This is a genomic window from Myxococcus sp. CA005, from assembly GCF_006518205.1.
Taxonomy (GTDB): domain Bacteria; phylum Myxococcota; class Myxococcia; order Myxococcales; family Myxococcaceae; genus Myxococcus; species Myxococcus xanthus.
In genome coordinates this window covers 75,456-92,364 of sequence record NZ_SRLV01000009.1, presented here as the reverse complement: position 1 = coordinate 92,364, position 16,909 = coordinate 75,456, and the positions used below count along the sequence as shown (strand labels likewise).

General features: G+C 69.4%; 17 protein-coding genes. 11 read left to right on the top strand and 6 right to left on the bottom strand.

Going from position 1 to position 16,909, the window contains the following annotated elements:
* Window positions 1-11 precede the first annotated feature (11 nt).
* Together FMQ63_RS05910 and FMQ63_RS05905 are read left to right on the top strand one after the other, a co-directional pair.
* On the top strand, window positions 12-956 hold the full coding sequence (locus FMQ63_RS05910) for a metallophosphoesterase (RefSeq protein ID WP_026114172.1): 945 nt from the start codon (window positions 12-14) through the stop codon (window positions 954-956).
* Between the two features lie 59 nt (window positions 957-1,015).
* Window positions 1,016-1,510 (top strand): histidine phosphatase family protein, encoded by a 495-nt coding sequence (locus FMQ63_RS05905; protein ID WP_011554767.1) that lies wholly within the window; start codon window positions 1,016-1,018, stop codon window positions 1,508-1,510.
* Between the two features lie 6 nt (window positions 1,511-1,516).
* Here FMQ63_RS05905 and FMQ63_RS05900 read toward each other — a convergent pair whose 3' ends face one another.
* The 6 genes from FMQ63_RS05900 to FMQ63_RS05875 form a co-directional block, all read right to left on the bottom strand.
* On the bottom strand, window positions 1,517-1,969 hold the full coding sequence (locus tag FMQ63_RS05900) for a DUF1634 domain-containing protein (RefSeq protein WP_011554768.1): 453 nt from the start codon (window positions 1,967-1,969) through the stop codon (window positions 1,517-1,519).
* On the bottom strand, window positions 1,966-2,808 hold the full coding sequence (locus FMQ63_RS05895) for a sulfite exporter TauE/SafE family protein (RefSeq protein ID WP_011554769.1): 843 nt from the start codon (window positions 2,806-2,808) through the stop codon (window positions 1,966-1,968). The genes FMQ63_RS05900 and FMQ63_RS05895 overlap by 4 nt, the downstream gene beginning before the upstream one ends.
* A 96-nt stretch (window positions 2,809-2,904) precedes the next feature.
* Window positions 2,905-3,645, bottom strand: a complete 741-nt coding sequence (locus FMQ63_RS05890) for a carbonic anhydrase (RefSeq protein WP_011554770.1) — start codon at window positions 3,643-3,645, stop codon at window positions 2,905-2,907.
* The gene (locus FMQ63_RS05885; RefSeq protein ID WP_011554771.1) at window positions 3,642-5,189 is read right to left on the bottom strand and encodes a SulP family inorganic anion transporter; all 1,548 of its coding nucleotides are present in this window, start codon (window positions 5,187-5,189) and stop codon (window positions 3,642-3,644) included. The genes FMQ63_RS05890 and FMQ63_RS05885 overlap by 4 nt, the downstream gene beginning before the upstream one ends.
* Before the next feature lie 205 nt (window positions 5,190-5,394).
* A complete protein-coding gene (locus FMQ63_RS05880) occupies window positions 5,395-6,738 on the bottom strand; it encodes a sigma-54 dependent transcriptional regulator (RefSeq protein WP_011554772.1) in 1,344 nt (447 codons plus the stop codon).
* On the bottom strand, window positions 6,735-8,384 hold the full coding sequence (locus FMQ63_RS05875) for a sensor histidine kinase (protein ID WP_011554773.1): 1,650 nt from the start codon (window positions 8,382-8,384) through the stop codon (window positions 6,735-6,737). Before FMQ63_RS05875 ends, FMQ63_RS05880 begins: the two co-directional genes overlap by 4 nt.
* Before the next feature lie 195 nt (window positions 8,385-8,579).
* Here FMQ63_RS05875 and FMQ63_RS05870 point away from each other — a divergent pair, with 195 nt between their 5' ends.
* The 9 genes from FMQ63_RS05870 to FMQ63_RS05830 all read left to right on the top strand — a co-directional run bounded on the left by FMQ63_RS05870 (window position 8,580) and on the right by FMQ63_RS05830 (window position 16,889).
* Window positions 8,580-9,269 (top strand): response regulator, encoded by a 690-nt coding sequence (locus FMQ63_RS05870; protein ID WP_011554774.1) that lies wholly within the window; start codon window positions 8,580-8,582, stop codon window positions 9,267-9,269.
* 132 nt (window positions 9,270-9,401) lie between these two features.
* Window positions 9,402-10,223 carry a phosphate ABC transporter substrate-binding protein gene (locus FMQ63_RS05865; protein WP_011554775.1) on the top strand — a complete coding sequence of 274 codons (822 nt, stop codon included), beginning with the start codon at window positions 9,402-9,404 and terminating at the stop codon, window positions 10,221-10,223.
* 61 nt (window positions 10,224-10,284) lie between these two features.
* The gene (gene pstC / locus FMQ63_RS05860; protein ID WP_044275796.1) at window positions 10,285-11,265 is read left to right on the top strand and encodes a phosphate ABC transporter permease subunit PstC; all 981 of its coding nucleotides are present in this window, start codon (window positions 10,285-10,287) and stop codon (window positions 11,263-11,265) included.
* Window positions 11,262-12,173 carry a phosphate ABC transporter permease PstA gene (gene pstA, locus FMQ63_RS05855; protein WP_011554777.1) on the top strand — a complete coding sequence of 304 codons (912 nt, stop codon included), beginning with the start codon at window positions 11,262-11,264 and terminating at the stop codon, window positions 12,171-12,173. The genes pstC and pstA overlap by 4 nt, the downstream gene beginning before the upstream one ends.
* Window positions 12,174-12,219: 46 nt before the next feature.
* Complete coding sequence (gene pstB, locus FMQ63_RS05850) at window positions 12,220-12,963, top strand: phosphate ABC transporter ATP-binding protein PstB (RefSeq protein WP_011554778.1); 744 nt, start codon at window positions 12,220-12,222, stop codon at window positions 12,961-12,963.
* 25 nt (window positions 12,964-12,988) lie between these two features.
* The gene (phoU, locus tag FMQ63_RS05845) at window positions 12,989-13,675 is read left to right on the top strand and encodes a phosphate signaling complex protein PhoU (protein WP_011554779.1); all 687 of its coding nucleotides are present in this window, start codon (window positions 12,989-12,991) and stop codon (window positions 13,673-13,675) included.
* A gap of 143 nt (window positions 13,676-13,818) precedes the next feature.
* Window positions 13,819-15,027: a ceramide glucosyltransferase gene (locus tag FMQ63_RS05840; protein WP_011554780.1), complete on the top strand. Its 1,209-nt coding sequence runs from the start codon at window positions 13,819-13,821 to the stop codon at window positions 15,025-15,027.
* Window positions 15,028-15,146: 119 nt separating this feature from the next.
* On the top strand, window positions 15,147-15,527 hold the full coding sequence (locus tag FMQ63_RS05835; protein ID WP_171452214.1) for a response regulator: 381 nt from the start codon (window positions 15,147-15,149) through the stop codon (window positions 15,525-15,527).
* A 78-nt stretch (window positions 15,528-15,605) separates the two neighbouring features.
* Window positions 15,606-16,889 carry a hemolysin family protein gene (locus FMQ63_RS05830; RefSeq protein ID WP_011554782.1) on the top strand — a complete coding sequence of 428 codons (1,284 nt, stop codon included), beginning with the start codon at window positions 15,606-15,608 and terminating at the stop codon, window positions 16,887-16,889.
* Window positions 16,890-16,909: the final 20 nt, after the last annotated feature.

Sequence of the window (16,909 nt, the reverse complement as noted above, 5' to 3'; positions counted from 1 at the left end):
ATGGAGTGACCATGCGGGTCGCCATCCTCGCGGACATCCACGGCAATCTTCCCGCCTGCGAGGCCGTCCTCGAGGACATCGCCCGCTCTGTATCGCCCGACTACATCGTCGCGGCCGGAGACCTGGCGCTGCGTGGCGCCCATCCCCGGGAGACGGTGGACCTGCTCTTCGACCGGTGTGACTCCGTCCTGATGGGCAACACCGACTGCTACCTGGCGGGCAACTACCTGGGCGGCGCCTACCGGGAGAAGGACCACTGGAAGACGGAGCTGCTGCGCTGGACGCGGGACCAGTTGGGCGGCGCGCTGCTGGAGAAGCTGGGCGCCCTGCCCTTCTCCGTGCGCTACACGCCGCGCAAGGGACAGGACCTCTTCGTCTGCCACGCCAACCCGCGCAACCTCGAGGAGTCGCTGGACCCCACGCTGGATGACGTCGCGGTGCGCCGCTTCTTCAGCCACCTGGACGCGGCGGCCTGCGCCTTCGGGCACCTGCACTTCCCCTACCGCCGCCGCGTGGGCCGCATGCTCATCGCGGACGTGGCCAGCGCGGGCATCCCCCGGGACGGAGACCTGCGCCCCGCCTACGGCGTCTTCACCTTCACGCCCAAGGGTTGGCGGGTGCAGATTCGCCGGGTGCGCTACCCGGTGCGCAAGGCCACCCAGGCCCTCACCGCGCGCCGCGTCCCCGGCGGACCGCTCCTGGTCCACAAGCTGGTGGAGGCGCGCTACCGCCACCACAACGCGCTGATGGAGGCCGCGCGGCGCCACTCCGGCCTGCCACCGCCGGGCCCGGTGCTCCGCCCGCCGCCAGGGGCCGCCTCGCGCGCCGCGGCCACGCCCATGGACAGTCGTCCCTCCCCGGAGGTCGACCCCGCCTCGTTGCCCACGGACCTGGACGGAACCGTGACGGGCGCGGCGCCGCTGCCCCTGGACGCGCTCAACGATTTCGAAGGGTAGACGTTGTCGCCAGTCCGTTGCTTGCGCGGGAACGCCCGGGGTGATTCACGGCGCTCACCATGTCTGCACGCGAGCTGCCGCTGCTGTTCATCCGCCACGCCGTCGCGGAGGACTCTCACGTCCTGGGCGATGAGGCGCGCGCCCTCACCCCGGAAGGCCGCGCCGCCTTCCGCCACCATGCACGCAAGCTGGCACGCCTCACGCCACTGCGCGGCATCATCACCAGTCCGCTGGTGCGTGCCGTCCAGACGGCGGAGCTGCTCGCCGAGGCCTTCGGCGTGTCCGGCGTGGAGGTCCACCCCGCCCTGCTGCCCCAGCGCGGCGCGCACAAGCGCATCGTCGACCTGGGCCGCGAGCGCGGAGCGGGCTGGGCCCTGGTGGGCCACAACCCCTCGCTGGAGCGCGCGGCCATTCGCGCCCTGGAGCATGAGCTGCCGGACAAGCTGCGCAAGGGCGCGGCGCTGGCGCTCCATCCCCTGAAGAACGGCGGCTTCACGCTCGCGTGGTGGGCCACGCCGGGCAAGCCCGTGAAGCGCCCCGGCGACCTGCGCTGACGCGCCTCAGTGCGCCGCGCCCAGCAGGAAGGACAGGACGAGCATGGCCAGCACCGTGGCGGTGATTCCCACGTAGAGCCGGTCCTTCTGCTGGCGGAAGATGAGCAGCGACAGGGCCACCCGCATCACCGGTACGGCCATCATCACCAGCAGTCCCGCCATGACGAACGCCTGGCCCCGGGCGGCCAGCGCCCCCGCCACGACGTCCCCCAGGGTGTGCGGCACCGGGTGCGGCGAGGTGAGGCGCAGCAACGCCTCGGATGAAACGAGGTAGTCCGGGTGGCGGAAGAAGGTCACCACGGTGCCCAGCGTCACCAACGCCAGGCTGGCGGCCACGCCGTACCGCAGCAAGTCGCTGATGAGCAGCTCCGGATGGAGCAGCGAAGCGTCCTCGCCGTCCTGCACCGCCGCGGTGACGGCCTCAAGGCTTCGCGGCTCTAGCTTCGGTGCCTCGCTCATGACGCCCACCCCTTGCGCAGCATCTCGAAGGCCACCCACAGCAGCACGCCCACGAAGAGCGCGCGCAGCCATGTGCTGTTCACCCGGGCCATCAGGTGGCGCGAGCCCAGCCACGCGCCCAGCGTGACGCCCACGCACACCGGCCCCGCGATGAACGGGTCGATGTTGCCGCGCGCGAAGTAGACGCCCGCGCTGGCCGCCGCCGTCACGCCAATCATGAAGTTGCTGGTGGCCGTGGACACCTTCAGCGGCAGCCGCATGGCCAGGTCCATGGCCGGCACCTTGAGCGCGCCCGAGCCGATGCCCAGCATGCCGCTCACCGTGCCCGCCACGTACATCAGCCCCAGTCCCGTCAGCGGCCGCGTGACGCGGTAGGACACCTCACGGCCCTGCGACTCATCCCAGTAGCTGCCGTGCAGCGCCAGCCGGTCCGCCAGCGCGTCCGCGGGCACTGGCGTCTCGGCGCTCGCCCGCATCCGCCGCAGCATCACCAGCGCCGACCACGCCATGACGCCGCCAAAGACGAGGTACACGCCGCGCCCACCCACCAGCCCGGACATGAATGCGCCGCTGAGCGCGCCCGCGGTGGTCGCCAGCTCCAGGAACATGGCCACGCGGGTGTTGGCCATCCGGTCGCGCACGTAGGCCGCCGCCGCGCCGCTGGACGTGGCGATGACGGAGACGATGGACGCCCCCACCGCGTACTGGATGTCCACTTTCAGGAGCAACGTGAGCACGGGAATCAGGATGAGCCCGCCGCCGATACCCAGCAGCGAGCCCAGCAGTCCCGCACCCACGGAAAACCCCAGGACGACGAGCATGAAGAGGAAGGGAGTCATCGAAGCTGCGCCCCATCCTCTCCCCCTCACCGGCCTTTGGCCACCAGGAGAATGGCTCGATTCGAGCCGCTCCCCTGGTTGCCTGCTTCCACCGGGCTACTGAGCTCTGGCCACCACCGACATGCGCTGAGCGCCGTTGCCGTTGGCGAGCGCGCCGGGGGCGTGCGTGTCCGTGCCCAGCTCGCGCAGCAGTGCCTCGCCCACCAGTTCGTCCATGGGGATGAAGCGGCCCAGCAACGGGCGCCAGGCGTGGACCTGCGCGGTGGCGATGTCGAACCACCAGCCGTGCAGCCGCAGGGTGCCCGCGTCGAGACGCTCCTTCACCAACGGATAGGTGGAGATGTGCTCCAACTGCAGCAGCACGTTGTTCTGGGACAGGCGATCGTAATCCGACCGGCCCTCCCCCAGCGTCGGGTTCGCATCCATCCGCTGGAGCGCGGCCTTGCCGTGCTCGAGCCAGCTCTTGAGGTTCGGGTTCTCAGGCCCCACGCCGCCAGCGAGGACGGCCTTCATCGCGCCGCAGTTCGAGTGGCCGCACACGACGATGTCCTCCACCGGCAGGCTGCGGAGCGAGAACTCCAGCGCGGCCGCCTCGGACTGGTCGCCCGTCGACTGCCCCTTCGAATCCGACGGCGCCACCATGTTGCCGACGTTGCGGACCACGAACAGGTCGCCCGGGTCCATGGACACGAGCAGGTTGGGCACCACGCGGCTGTCCGCGCAGGCGATGAAGAGGCAATCCGGCTTCTGCTCCTGCGCCAGCAACGCGAACTTCTCCCGGTAGCTGGAACGGGCGTTGAGTTGAAAGTCCAACAGACCGCGAATGAGCTTCCTCACTGCGCACCTCCAGAGACAAGCGAGTTGTGATTGGGACCGTCAACGACCACGGGGCTGCTCGGCTTCACCGTGCCCTTGCGGCTCCAGACATCTTCGAGCGACTCGGCGAACACCGAGCCGCCCGTCTTGCAATGTGTGTCGCACCAGCTCTCCAGGGCTTCGTGCCCGGAGTGGTCCAGCGTCTGCACCGCCAGGTCCAGTTCCACCTTGGAGCCCGTCGGAACCTGCGCCAGCGCGGTGGACAGCTTGGGGACGCCGACGAACGTCAGCGCACCCGAGATTCGCACCTGATAGGACGCATGCGCCTGCTGGTGCACGTCCACCTTGACGCTGCCCAGGTGCCACAGCAGGCGCAGCGCCGCGAACGCCAGGCCCATGCCGATACCGGCCAGCAGGTTGACGCCCACCACGCCGGCCACCGTCACCAGGTACACGGCCAGCTCCCCACGCTTCTGGAGCTCACGGATGTGGTGCACGTTCACCAGCTTGGCGCCGACGAAGACGAGCAGACCCGCCAGCACGGTGAGGGGAACGAGCCCCGCCACCGAGCCGAGCAACGTGATGAACAGGAGCAGCCATACGCCGTGCAGCGTGCCCGACAGCCGCGTCTTCGCGCCGGCGGTGATGTTGGTGGCGCTGCGAACGATGACGCCGGTGATGGGCAGGCCGCCCGCCAGACCCGAAATCGTGTTCGCCAGGCCCTGACCGAAGAGCTCGCGGTCCAGGTTCGCGCGGGGGCCCGTGTGCATCTTGTCCGTGGCCACCGCGCTCAAGAGCGACTCCGCGCTCGCGACCAACGCCAGCGACAGCACCGCCGTGCCGAAGGCGACCCAGTCGCCCTTGGGGAAGGTGGGCAGTTGGATGCTGGAGAAGATGTTCTCCGGCAGGTCCACCCGGGCCACGTCGGCGCCCATGAAGGTCGCCGCCGCGGTGGCGCTCACCACGGCCACGAGCGGACCGGGGACTTTCTTCAACTTTCCGGGAACGAACTGCCACGCCACCATCAAGCCGATGGTCAGCAGGCCCAGCAGCGTCGCGGAGCCATGAAGGTCCGCAATCTGCCCCGGCAGCTCCTTCACGTTCTGCCACGCGCTCGACTGCGGCGCGCCGCCCATCACGATGTGGACCTGCCCCAGGACGATGAGGATGCCGATGCCGGCCATCATCCCGTGGATGACGGCGGGAGAGATGGCCAGCGCGCCGCGCGCCACCTTCAACCCACCGAGAATCATCTGCACCACGCCCGCGACGGCCACGGCCGCGCACGTCATCGCCAGGCCCATCTGCTGGATGAAGCCAAACACCATGACCGCGAGGCCGGCCGCGGGACCGCTCACCTGGAGGGGCACGCCTCCAAAGAGCCCCACCACGATGCCGCCAATCACACCCGCAATGAGCCCGCTGACGATGGGCGCGCCTGAAGCCAGCGCGATACCCATACACAACGGCAACGCCACCAGGAACACCACCAGGGAAGCAGGCAGGTCCGTGGCCAGCGCCTTCCAGGGGGAAGCAACGCCCTCAGGACTCTTCGAAGTCGACATCACACCTCCACACAAGTCGCCGCGACTGCCGCGTGCGCTGGTTCACGTGGAGGCCCTCCGCAAAGAGCGTGCCGTCCGCCTTCCGACAGGCGCAGAGGGAACGCAAGGTGATTGCGGTCGGGAATATGAAAACGATTTTAAGTCCCGAATCCAGACTTAAAAATCCTTGAGGCCGCCAGCCTCAAGAATCTTGAAGCGCGCTCGCCTACTCCTCCTCAAGCCGGCGGAGGAAGGTGGGATAGGAGAGCCCCAGCACCCGGGCGGCCTCCATCCGGCGCCCATCCAAGCGGGCGAGGACGTGCCGGACGTACAACCGCTCCACGTCCTGCAAGGGGCGCGGAGCCCCAGAGACGACGAACGCGTCGGGGTCCACATCGGGCGGGCCGCTGGTGCCCTGCGGCTCCAGGGCGGCGAGCTCCAGTTCGGGTCCGGCCTCCAGCACCAGGGCCCGTTCGAGCACGTTGCGCAGCTCACGGACGTTGCCGGGGAACGGGTAGCGCTCCAGCCGGGCGCGCGCGGCGCTGGAGAAGCTCACGGGCCGGCGCCCCAGCTCGGCGCCCAGCTCCGCCACCAGGGACTGTGCAAGAGGCAACAAGTCCTCGCGGCGCTCGCGCAGCGGCGGAATGTCCACCCGGAAGACGCTCAGGCGGAAGTAGAGGTCCTCGCGGAAGCGGCCCTCGGCCACCTCCTTGGTCAGGTCGCGGTTGGTGGCCGTCACCACGCGCGCGCTGCTGCTCAGCTCGGCGGTGCCACCCAGGCGGCGGAAGGCGCCCTTGTCCAGGAAGGTGAGCAGCTTCGCCTGGAGCTGCAGCGGCAACTCGCCCACCTCGTCCAGGAAGAGCACGCCGCCCGCGGCCACTTCCACCAGGCCGCGGCGGGCGGTTCGCGCGTCGGTGAAGGCGCCGCGCTCGTGGCCGAAGAGTTCGCTTTCCACCATCGTGGCGGGCAGCGCGGCGCAGTTGACGTGGACGAAGGAGCCCTGCCCACCTTGCAGCGCGTGCAGGTGGCGCGCAATCACCTCCTTGCCCACGCCCGTCTCGCCCAGCAGCAGCACCGGGCTGCGCGGCGCCTTGGCGATGCGCTCCAGCATCTGCAGCGCGGCGAGCATCTTCGGCGAGTGCGGACGCGACAGGCGCCGCCGTCCGCCCAGCTCGCTCTCCGCCAGACGCAGCCGCTCCTGGAGCTGCAGGTCCGCGACGGCGCGACGGGCGCGCAGCACCAGGTCATCCAGCTCCACCGGCTTGGACAGGTAGTCGCGCGCGCCCGCCTGGATGGCCTCCACCGCGCTGGCGATGTCGCCGTGCGCCGTCACCATCAACACGGGCGTGTTCGGAAGCTGGGCGCGCAGCTCCGGCAGGAAGTCGATGCCGTCCCCGTCCGGCAGGCGCCGGTCCAACACCACCAGGTCCGGCGCCTCGCGGGACATGGCCCCACGTGCGTCGTGGAGTGAATGCGCCAGCGTGACGCGGAAGCCCTCGTGTCGCAGCACGGAGGCCGCCAGCGAGGCGAAGGTCCGGTCGTCATCGACCAGCAACAGATAGGTGCTCATCGGGCCACCTCCAACGGAAGGCGCAGCGTGAAGCGGCTTCCCAGCGGACTCCGGACATAGTTCAGACTGCCACCATGGGCCTCCACGGAGGCACGCGCCATGGGCAGTCCCAGCCCCACGCCCTTCGCCCGCCCGGTGGCGAAAGGTTCCCACAACCTGGGCTCGAGACGCGGATCCACGCCGCCCGCATTGTCCTCCACCACGAGCACGGCGTCATGTTCGTCCCGCGTCAGACTCACGCTGACCCACGGTGCCAACTGCATCCCTGTGTCCTTCGCCACCGCGCCTGCCTCCACCGCGTTGCGCAACACGTTGTCGATGGCGGACACCAGCAGCGCCGCATCCCCCTGGACCCACAGGGACTCCTCCAGGGACGTAGTCAGTGCCACGGCCTCTGACTCCGGCAGCAGCTTCACGCCCTGGAGCGCGTCCTTCACCAGCAGGTGCACCTCGCAGCGGCGGCGCAGCGCGGCACGAGGCGCCCCGAAGGACAGCAGCGAGCGCGCCAGATGGCTCAAGCGCTCCACCTGCGAGCGCAGCGCGCCCACGGGCAGCTCGCTGCCCGCGGGGGTATGCCGGAGCACGGACAGCGCGGCCTGGATGCCGTTGAGGGCGTTCTTCACCTCATGCGCGATGAGCGAGGCCGCGGTCCCCAGCGCCGCCATGGTCTCCTGGCGTCGCAGCCGCTCCTCGGCCGCCAGCAGCGAACGGTAGGAGTGCCGCAGCAGGAGGATGAAGATGATGAGCGTGCTGCTCAGCAGGGCGATGTGGAACGCCAGCTGCCGCAGGAAGCGCGCCCGGAGGCCCGCGGTGGCCGTCTCCTCCTCCAGGACGACCAACAGCAGGTCGCTCTTCCCCACCCACGCGCCCGCGCCCATCATGTGCTTGTCATCCAGCGTCAGCGGCCCCGGCATGTTCGCCAGCGCGCGCAGCCCCCCCGTGATGTCCCCGGCGCCCAGATTGAACCCCACTGGCATCAGGATCTGACCCTGGTCATCCATCAGCACCAGTGACGTCTGCGCGGTGGGCCGCGTGGGCAGCGCGCTGGCGCGGAGCTCTCCCAGCAGCACACCCTTGAAGCGGCCCTCCTGGAACATGGGGACGGCGACCACGATGGGCCCCCCCTCCCCTTCCAGCAGGTCGATTTCCGGCTGGCGGCCCTCCACCATCCGGCGGAACCAGGGCCGCAGCGTCAGCGGCGAGCGCCCCAGCGGCATGTCCGGAGGGTCGCTCCAGACGCGCTCGCCCGCGGGCGTCAGCAGGGCCACGCCCTCCGAGAAGAGGGACGAATGGTAGAAGGCGCTCTCCAGCAGGGCCAGCTCCGCCGGGGAGGCGCCGTCCTCAGGAGACAGCGCGGGGTGCCCGGCCACGCGGGCCAGCTCCGCCTCCAACAGCCCCAGGTGGACGCCCAGCGCCTCCGACTGCACCTGCGCCTGGTTGAGCAGCCGGCTCAGCAGCTCCTCGCGCGCGTTGCGCACGTCCTCCACGTAGCCCAGCACGGGGCTCGTCAGCGCCACCAGCCCCACCAGCCCCAGACCGACGAGCGCGGAGCGCCCCCCGCGCCGCTGCGCGTGGGCCAGCTCACCCGGCGTGGGGGTCAGCGTCGGCAGTGGCGGTGGTGTTGGCGGCAGGTGGGCGGAAGTCATGACAGAGCTCCCTGGGGTTTACCTCGGCGCGGAAGCACCTTCACGCGCAATCAGGCCACCTGGCCAGGGGCCCGCCCGCTGGAGGGCCGGCCATCGCCCCGGGTCGCCCGCTCCCGCGCGTGTTCACGCCATGACGAAGTTGTTGCACATGCGTCACACGTTCGGAAAAGGGGGCGCGCAGAGTGACGGCCCGCCATGCCCCATGTCCTCATCATCGACGACGAACGCGACCTCGCGGAGCTCATTGATTTCAACCTGCGGGGTTCCGGCCTCACCACGCACGTGTCCCACACTGGCGAAGAAGCGCTGGTGGCAGCGCGGGAGCAGAACCCCGACCTCGTGCTGCTGGACCTGATGCTGCCGGACATGTCCGGCATCGATGTCTGCCGGCAGCTGCGGGCCAGCCCCCAGTCCCGGGGCGTCCTCATCGTCATGCTCACCGCCAAGGGCGAGGAGTCCGACCGCATCCGCGGCTTCGAGGTGGGCGCGGACGACTACGTGGTGAAGCCCTTCAGCGTGCGGGAGCTGGTGCTGCGGCTGAAGGCCATCCTCCGCCGCGGCGCGCCCACGGCTGGGGGCACGGCGCCGCTGGCGCTGGGGCCCCTGCGCCTGGACGTGGCGTCCCACCGCTTCTTCGTGGAGGACCGCGAGGTGGCCCTCACCGCGCTGGAGTTCCGGCTCCTGGAGCACCTGCTCGCCCGCCTGGGCCGGGTGCAGACACGTGAGCAGTTGCTGGAAGAGGTGTGGGGCCTGTCATCCTCCCTGGAGACGCGCACCATCGACACCCACGTCATGCGCCTGCGCGACAAGCTGGGCCCGGCGCGCGCGCTGCTGGAGACGGTCCGCGGTGTCGGCTACCGGATGCTGGACCCAGCCGCGGGCTGAACGTCGTGACGGCGATGTCACGTGGCGGACGCGAAACGGACACCCACGTCACGTAGAAGCGCGGCGTCTTCGCGCAAGCCTCGCGCAGCCTCCAGATTCCGATTCACATCCTCCAGCCAGGAGAAGTCCCCCATGAAATCGCTCCTCAAGCCCCTGCTCGCGGTGTTCCTCCTGGCGCTCCCCGCCGTTGCCCAGGCGGGCACCGTGACCATCAAGGGCTCCGACACCATGGTCATCCTCGGCCAGCGCTGGGCCGAGGCGTTCATGAAGAAGAACCCCAACATCAAGGTCCAGGTCACCGGCGGCGGCTCCGGCGTGGGCCTGGCGGCGCTCCAGAACGGCACCACGGACATCGCCATGTCCAGCCGGGAGATGAAGAAGGCGGAGGCCGACAAGCTCCGCGCGCGCTACAAGGCGCCGCCCGCGCAGCGCTCGGTGGCCAAGGACGGCGTCACCTTCTACGTCCACCAGGGCAACCCCGTGAGCGCGCTCACCACCGAGCAGCTGATGAAGATCTACGTGGGCGACATCACCTCCTGGAAGCAGGTGGGCGGCGCGGACGCGCCCATCGTCGCGTACTCCCGGGAGAACTCCTCCGGCACCTACGTCTTCGTGAAGGACATGGTGCTGGACGGCGAGGACTTCGCGCCCGCCATCCAGACACTGCCCGGCACCGCCGCGGTGGTGAACGCGGTCTCCAAGGAGAAGAACAGCCTGGGCTACGGCGGCGCCGCGTACGCAGAGGGCATCAAGGAGCTGAAGGTGAAGAAGGGCAACGAGGAGATCGCCCCCAGCGCGGACAACATCAAGAGCGGCAAGTACCCGCTGGCGCGCGACCTCTTCTTCTACCTGCGCGCCGAGCCGACCGGCGACATCAAGGCCTTCATCGACTTCGCGCTCTCCCCCGAAGGTCAGGCGATCGTCACCCAGGTCGGCTACTTCCCCGTGAAGTAGCCGCGGAGCGTCACACGAATGTCACAAGAGGCGCTGAATCCCTATGGATAGACAGGCGACCATGGAGCAAGGTCTCACGCGGGTCGTGGCCGCGCCGCGCCTGTCCGCGGCGGCGCGGAAGCGTCAACTGCGGGAGAAGGCCGTCGCGGGCTTCATCACCCTGATGGCGTTCACGGGCATCGCCGCGCTCATCCTCATCATCGTCTTCGTGGCCAAGGAGGCGCTGACGCTCTTCACCGACGCGGACGCCCGCCACGAAGCCAGCCTGGCCAAGATGTTCCTGCCGCAGGAGGGCCGCTACCCGTTCCGGTGGCAGCCCGTGTCGGACACGCCCAAGGTCAGCATGATTCCGCTGTTCGTGGGCACGCTGAAAATCACCCTGGTCTCCATGCTGGTGGCGGTGCCCATGGGCGTCTTCAGCGCGCTCTTCGTCGCGGAGTTCGCCCCGCGCCGCCTGCGCGAGTTGCTCAAGCCCATCATCGAACTGCTGGCCGGCATCCCCTCGGTGGTGCTGGGCTTCTTCGCGCTGATGGTGCTGTCCCCGGTGGTGAAGGACCTGTTCCACCTGGACCGGCCGCTCAACGGCACGCTGGCGGGGCTGGCGCTGGCGCTGGCCATCGTCCCGGTCATCTTCACCGTATCCGAGGACGCGCTCACCGCGGTGCCCCGCAGCTACCGCGAGGCCTCGCTGGCGCTGGGCGCCACGCTCTGGGAGACGGCGTGGAAGGTGGTGCTGCCCGCGGCGGCCCCCGGCATCCTCGCCGCGTGCGTGCTGGGCTTCGGCCGGGCCATTGGCGAGACGATGATTGTCCTCATGGCGTCAGGCAACGCGGACATCGTGTCCTGGAACCTGGGGGACTCGGCGCGCTCGCTGTCGGCCACCATCGCGGCGGAGATGGGTGAAGTGGTGGTGGGCAGCCCGCACTACTCCCTGCTCTTCTTCATCGGCGTGGAGCTGTTCATCTTCACCTTCGTCCTCAACATGGTCGCCTCCACGTGGACGAAGAAGGTCCTCCAGCGGCTGACCGGGAGCGCCTCGTGAAGTACACCACGCGCCGGGCGGTGGGGCTGGGCCTCACCGGACTGACGGCCCTCGCGGCCTTCTTCATCGTGGGCATGTTGGCCCTCATCCTGCTGAACATCGCGCGCAACGGCGCCCGTCACCTCTCCTGGACCTTCCTCACCCAGCCCCCCAGCGACGGCATGATGGGCGGCGGCATCTTCCCCGCCATCTTCGGCACCGCCGCGCTCACGCTCCTGATGACGCTGGCGGTGATGCCGGTAGGTGTGCTCACCGCCGTGTACCTCCACGAGTACGCGCCGCCGGAGTCACGCTTCGCCCGCTGGGTGCGCGTGGCGGTGGTCAACCTCGCGGGCGTGCCCTCCATCGTCTTCGGCCTCTTCGGGCTCGGCTTCTTCATCCTCTTCGTCGGCGGCAACCTGGACCGGATGCTGGGCTATGAGGAGATGCACTGGGCCCAGCCGGGCATCCTCTGGGCCTCGCTGACGCTGGCGGTGCTGACGCTGCCGGTGGTCATCGTCTCCACGGAGGAGGCGCTGCGCGCGGTGCCGCTGGAGCAGCGCACCGCCAGCCTGGCACTGGGCGCCACCCAGTCGCAGACGCTGGCGCGGGTGGTGCTGCCCGGCGCCCTGCCCGGCATCCTCACCGGCGCGGTGCTGGCCATCTCCCGCGGCGCGGGCGAAGTCGCCCCCATCCTCTTCACCGGCGCCGCCTACTTCCTGCCGGACCTGCCCACGCACCTGGACTCCCAGTTCATGCACCTGGGCTACCACACGTATGTCATGGCCACCCAGTCACCGAACGTGACGGAGGCCAGTGGTCCGCTGTATGCGACGGTGCTGGTGCTGCTGGCGCTCACCTTCGCCCTCAACCTCGTCGCGGTCATCATCCGGACGCGCACGCGCCGCAAGGCCGCCAGCGCCCACTGACGGTACGCCTGCCATGTCCCTCCAACCCCAGAATCCCCGAGCGAAGATGGAAGCGCGGGAGCTCTCCCTTCGCTACGGCCCCAAGACGGCCATCCACAAGGTGTCCCTGGCCATCCTCGACCGGCGGGTGACGGCGCTCATCGGCCCCTCCGGCTGTGGGAAGTCCACCTTCCTGCGCTCCCTCAACCGGATGAACGACCTCATCTCCGGCACCACGCATTCGGGCACCATCCTGCTGGACGGCACGGACATCCATGACCGCGGCGTGGACGTGGTGGACCTGCGCCGGCGCGTGGGCATGGTCTTCCAGAAGTCCAACCCCTTCCCCAAGAGCATCTTCGAGAACGTGGCCTACGGCCTGCGCGTGGGCGGGATGAAGGACAAGGCGGAGCTGGCCACGCGCGTGGAGAAGTCACTGCGCGGCGCCGCGCTCTGGGACGAGGTGAAGGACCGGCTGGACGAAAGCGCCCTGGGCCTGTCCGGCGGCCAGCAGCAGCGCCTGTGCATCGCCCGCGCGATGGCGGTGGAGCCGGAGGTGCTGCTGATGGACGAGCCCGCCAGCGCGTTGGACCCCATCGCCACCGCGAAAATCGAGGAGCTCATCCACGAGCTCAAGTCGACGTACACCATCGCCATCGTCACCCACAACATGCAGCAGGCCGCGCGCGTCAGCGACCGCACCGCTTTCTTCTACATGGGCGAGCTGGTGGAATGCGGCCCCACCGAGCAGATCTTCACCAACCCGCGAGAGAAGCGCACCGAGGACTACGTCACCGGCAAGTTCGGGTGAGCGGAAGAAAAAGGGGACCGGACACATGCCGTCGATGCATACGGACAAGGCCTTCGAGGCGGACCTGAGGGATTTGCGGGAGAAGCTGCTCGCCATGGGCGCGAAGGTGGAGACCCTCATCGTCCAGAGCATGAAGGCGCTCACAGACCGCGACAGCGCCCTGGCCGAGAAGGTCGTCGCCGCCGACAAGGACGTCAACCGCCTGGAGGTGGACATCGACGAGCTGTGCCGGAAGATTCTGGCGCTGCGCCAGCCCGCCGCCAGCGACTTGCGCCTCATCACCACGGCGCTGAAGATCGTCACCGACCTGGAGCGCATCGGCGACCTGGCGGTGAACATCGCCGAGCGCTCCATGGACCTGAACCAGGCCCCCCCGCTGGCGCCCTACGTGGACACGCCCCGGCTGGCGGAGCTGGCCCAGCGGCAGGTCCGCATGTCGCTGGACGCCTTCGTCTCCGGCGACGTCGCCAAGGCGGAGGAGGTGCTCCGGGGCGACGACTTGCTGGATGCCCTCTTCCTCAAAATCTTCAACGAGCTCCTCGCCTACATGATGGAGGACTCGCGCAACATCCGCCGCGCCACGGCGCTGATGTTCATCGCGAAGCACCTGGAGCGCATTGGCGACCACGCGCTGAACGTGGCGGAGATGGTCGTCTACATGGTGCGCGGCAAGGACATCCGCCACCCGCAGAGCCGCAACCTGGCGGAGTAGCCCGCGGGCGCGGGATTCACCGCCCTGTCACCGCGAATTGCCCGGCCCGCCCCGGGCGCTTCGCGGGGCTGACGTGGAAGGCCTCTAGCGTGGCAACCGTGGTCGCGCCATGACGGCGCACCGGCCCCGGGGATTGCCCGCGAATGTTGCTCGCCTCCACCGTCCTGCTGCTTGCCGCCTGCCTCGGACTGTTCGTTCTCACCGTCCAGTTCGCGCTCGTGCTGCGTCACCGGCGTGAGCCGTCCCCCACCGCGCAACCGGGCACGCCCCGCCCGGGCATCTCCATCCTCAAGCCGCTGTGCGGCGTGGATGACGACCTGGAAGCCAACCTGGCGCAGTTCGCGGCGCTGGACTACGCGGGCGCGTACGAGGTGGTGCTCGGCGTCAAGGATGCCAGGGACCCGGCCTTCGCCGTGGCCCGCGCGGCCGTGGCCCGCTGGCCCCACGTCATGCGCCTGGAAGTCCAGGACGGCGAGCCGGGCCGCAACCCGAAGGTGAACCAGCTCATCACCCTGGCGGACCGGGCGCGCTACGACGTGCTGGTCATCAGCGACAGCAACACGCGGGTGGCGCCGGGATACCTGGAGGAGATTGCCCAGGCCTTCGAGGACCCGGCGGTGGGCTGTGTCACCCACCCGGTGGCGGGCATGGGCGAGCGCTCCTTCGGCTCGCTCCTGGACAACCTGCACCTGGGCGCCAGCGCGGCGGCGGGGATGATTGCCGCCAAGCGGCTGGCGGGCCAGGACATCGTGGTGGGCAAGTCCATGGCGCTGCGCCGCGAGGACGTGGACGCGCTGGGGGGCTTCTTCTCCGTGAAGGATGTACTGGCGGAGGACTACGTCATCGGCCAGTGGGTGACGCGGAAACTGGGCCGGCGCGTGGTGATGGCGCACACGCCCGTGTTCAACGTGTCGCTGCGCAAGAGCGTCCTGTCCTTCTTCCAGCGCTATGTGCGCTGGAGCGTGATTCACCGGACCGCGGTGTCTCCGGGGACGTACCTGGCCCAGGCCCTGCTGAACCCCACGCCGCTGGCCCTGTTGGGCGCGATGCTGGCCCCCTCCTCCGACACCGCGGCGCTCTGCCTGGTGGTGGCCCTGGGCAAGGTCGCGGTAGACCTCTCCACCGTGCGCGCCCTGCGGCCGCAGGCCCTGTCGTGGGACGCGGTGCCCGCCGTCTTCGCCAAGGACGCCCTGCTCTTCGCGGCCTGGAGCTACGCGCTCTTCTCCCGCACTGTGAACTGGCGCGGCACCCGGCTGCGCGTGGGCCGGGGCACCCGGCTGATGCCGGTGCGCACGGCAGGCCTGACGTCCGAGCCCGCGCTGCCCCAGGGCGACCGCATCCTCGCGGGCTGACCCGGCGACGCGCCCTACCAGGGCCTGCCTGCCCGCATGCTGCGGCGAGCACCATGTCGCCGCTCGCGGAGAATGATGGCGCCCTTCAGCGGCGTTCATCTCAGGTCGGGGGAGGACGATTGGCGCGACTGGCAACGGATAACGGCGCAAGAAGGGTATTGGTCGTCGATGACGACGCGGACTGGAGGGAATTCCTCCGGCTCAGCCTGGAGGACCTTGGCTACGAGACGACCGAGGCCTCGGATGGGCAGGAGGCCCTGGAGACGCTGAGGCGTGGCGGACGCTACGGGGTGATGCTGCTGGACCTCAACATGCCGGGCATGTCCGGGCTGGACGTCGTGGAGCATCTGCCGCGCGGGCCGCATCCCCGCATCGTCTTCCTGACGTCCGCGGCGGCGCAGGATGTAGGCAGTGCCCTGCTCTCAGGGCCACACTACTACCTCCCAAAAGGTGCGAGCCGCGACCAATTGTCACTCCTTTTGCAGTCACTTGGTGAGTGAGCAGCCCGCCTCTGGCGTATAGGGTAGAGGGCCCCTGAGAGGAGGGCCATTATCGTCACCGAGCTTCTCATCATCCTGTTGCTGGTCCTGGCCAACGGCGTCTTCGCCGGTGCGGAGCTGGCCATCATCTCTGTCCGCCGGACACGGCTGCGGGAACTGATTGAAGAAGGCAGCACCTCCGCTAAAGCGGTGGAGGCCCTGCGCGGCAACCCTGAGCGCTTCCTGGCCACGGTGCAGATTGGCATCACCGTCATCGGCGCCACGGCGGCCGCGTTCGGTGGCGCGAGCATCGCCACGCGTCTGGGTGACTTCCTCACGAGACTGGGAGTGCCCGAGCAGCAAGCGGACGAAGTCGCCCTGGCGGGCGTAGTGGCCTTCGTTTCCTACCTCTCGCTGGTGCTGGGCGAGCTGGTGCCCAAGTCGCTCGCGCTGCGTGCCGGCGAACGCTATGCGCTGCTCATCGGCCGGCCTCTGCGCGGCCTGGCGTGGCTGATGCAACCGGTGGTGTGGTTCCTCACCGCCAGCTCCAACGTGGTGCTGCGCCTGTTCGGCGACCGGACGAACTTCACCGAAGGCCGCCTGTCCGCGGAGGAGCTCCAGCAGTTGGTGGAGGAGGCGGCGAAGCAGGGCACGTTGGATCCGCACGCCGGCGAAATTGCATCACGCGCCTTCGAGATGGGCGACGTGACGGTGGGCGAGCTGTCAGTGGCCCGGGATGAGATGGTGGCCCTGCGGCGGCACTCCAGTCCGGAGGAGATTCGCCGCGTCCTGCTGGAGGGCGGCCACTCACGCATGCCGGTGTACGAGGGCACGCTGGACAACATCGTCGGCTACGTCATCGCCAAGGACCTGCTGGGGGTGGCCTGGGAGGGCAACCTCATCATCCTGGAGGACGTGATGCGTCCGCCCTTCTTCGTCGTGGAGACGATGCGGGCCATGGACGCGCTCAAGGAACTGCAGAAGCGGCGCATGCAGCTGGCGGTGGTGGTGGACGAGCGCGGCGGTGTGGTGGGGCTCGTCACCGTGGAAGACCTCGTGGAGGAGCTGGTGGGCGACATCCTCAGCGAGTCCGAGGTGCCGGAGGAGTACGTCAAGCGCGAGGGGCCGAACACCGCCCTGGTGCTCGGCACCGCGAACATCCGAGACGTCAACCGGGAGCTGTCCCTGGACCTGGACGAGGATCAGGACTACGCCACCGTGGCCGGCCTGTGCATCGCCCTGTCCGGCGGCGCCATCCCCGAGCCGGGCACGAAGGTCCAGACGGAGGGAGGACTCGTGCTGGAGGTCGTCGCATCCTCGCCCCGCCGTGTGGACACCGTGCGCTTCCACCTGCCGCAGCGCGAGGAGCCCGTGGAAGCGTGACGGCGGCACAGCGCCCGCTG

Coding starts and splice junctions, on each gene's coding strand:
- FMQ63_RS05870 (WP_011554774.1), top strand. CDS start 8,580: ATGCCCCATGTCCTCATCATCGACGACGAACGCGACCTCGCGGAGCTC.
- pstC (WP_044275796.1), top strand. CDS start 10,285: ATGGAGCAAGGTCTCACGCGGGTCGTGGCCGCGCCGCGCCTGTCCGCG.
- FMQ63_RS05880 (WP_011554772.1), bottom strand. CDS start 6,738: ATGAGCACCTATCTGTTGCTGGTCGATGACGACCGGACCTTCGCCTCG.
- FMQ63_RS05910 (WP_026114172.1), top strand. CDS start 12: ATGCGGGTCGCCATCCTCGCGGACATCCACGGCAATCTTCCCGCCTGC.
- FMQ63_RS05885 (WP_011554771.1), bottom strand. CDS start 5,189: ATGTCGACTTCGAAGAGTCCTGAGGGCGTTGCTTCCCCCTGGAAGGCG.
- FMQ63_RS05865 (WP_011554775.1), top strand. CDS start 9,402: ATGAAATCGCTCCTCAAGCCCCTGCTCGCGGTGTTCCTCCTGGCGCTC.
- FMQ63_RS05905 (WP_011554767.1), top strand. CDS start 1,016: ATGTCTGCACGCGAGCTGCCGCTGCTGTTCATCCGCCACGCCGTCGCG.
- phoU (WP_011554779.1), top strand. CDS start 12,989: ATGCCGTCGATGCATACGGACAAGGCCTTCGAGGCGGACCTGAGGGAT.
- pstB (WP_011554778.1), top strand. CDS start 12,220: ATGGAAGCGCGGGAGCTCTCCCTTCGCTACGGCCCCAAGACGGCCATC.
- FMQ63_RS05840 (WP_011554780.1), top strand. CDS start 13,819: ATGTTGCTCGCCTCCACCGTCCTGCTGCTTGCCGCCTGCCTCGGACTG.
- FMQ63_RS05875 (WP_011554773.1), bottom strand. CDS start 8,384: ATGACTTCCGCCCACCTGCCGCCAACACCACCGCCACTGCCGACGCTG.
- FMQ63_RS05900 (WP_011554768.1), bottom strand. CDS start 1,969: ATGAGCGAGGCACCGAAGCTAGAGCCGCGAAGCCTTGAGGCCGTCACC.
- FMQ63_RS05895 (WP_011554769.1), bottom strand. CDS start 2,808: ATGACTCCCTTCCTCTTCATGCTCGTCGTCCTGGGGTTTTCCGTGGGT.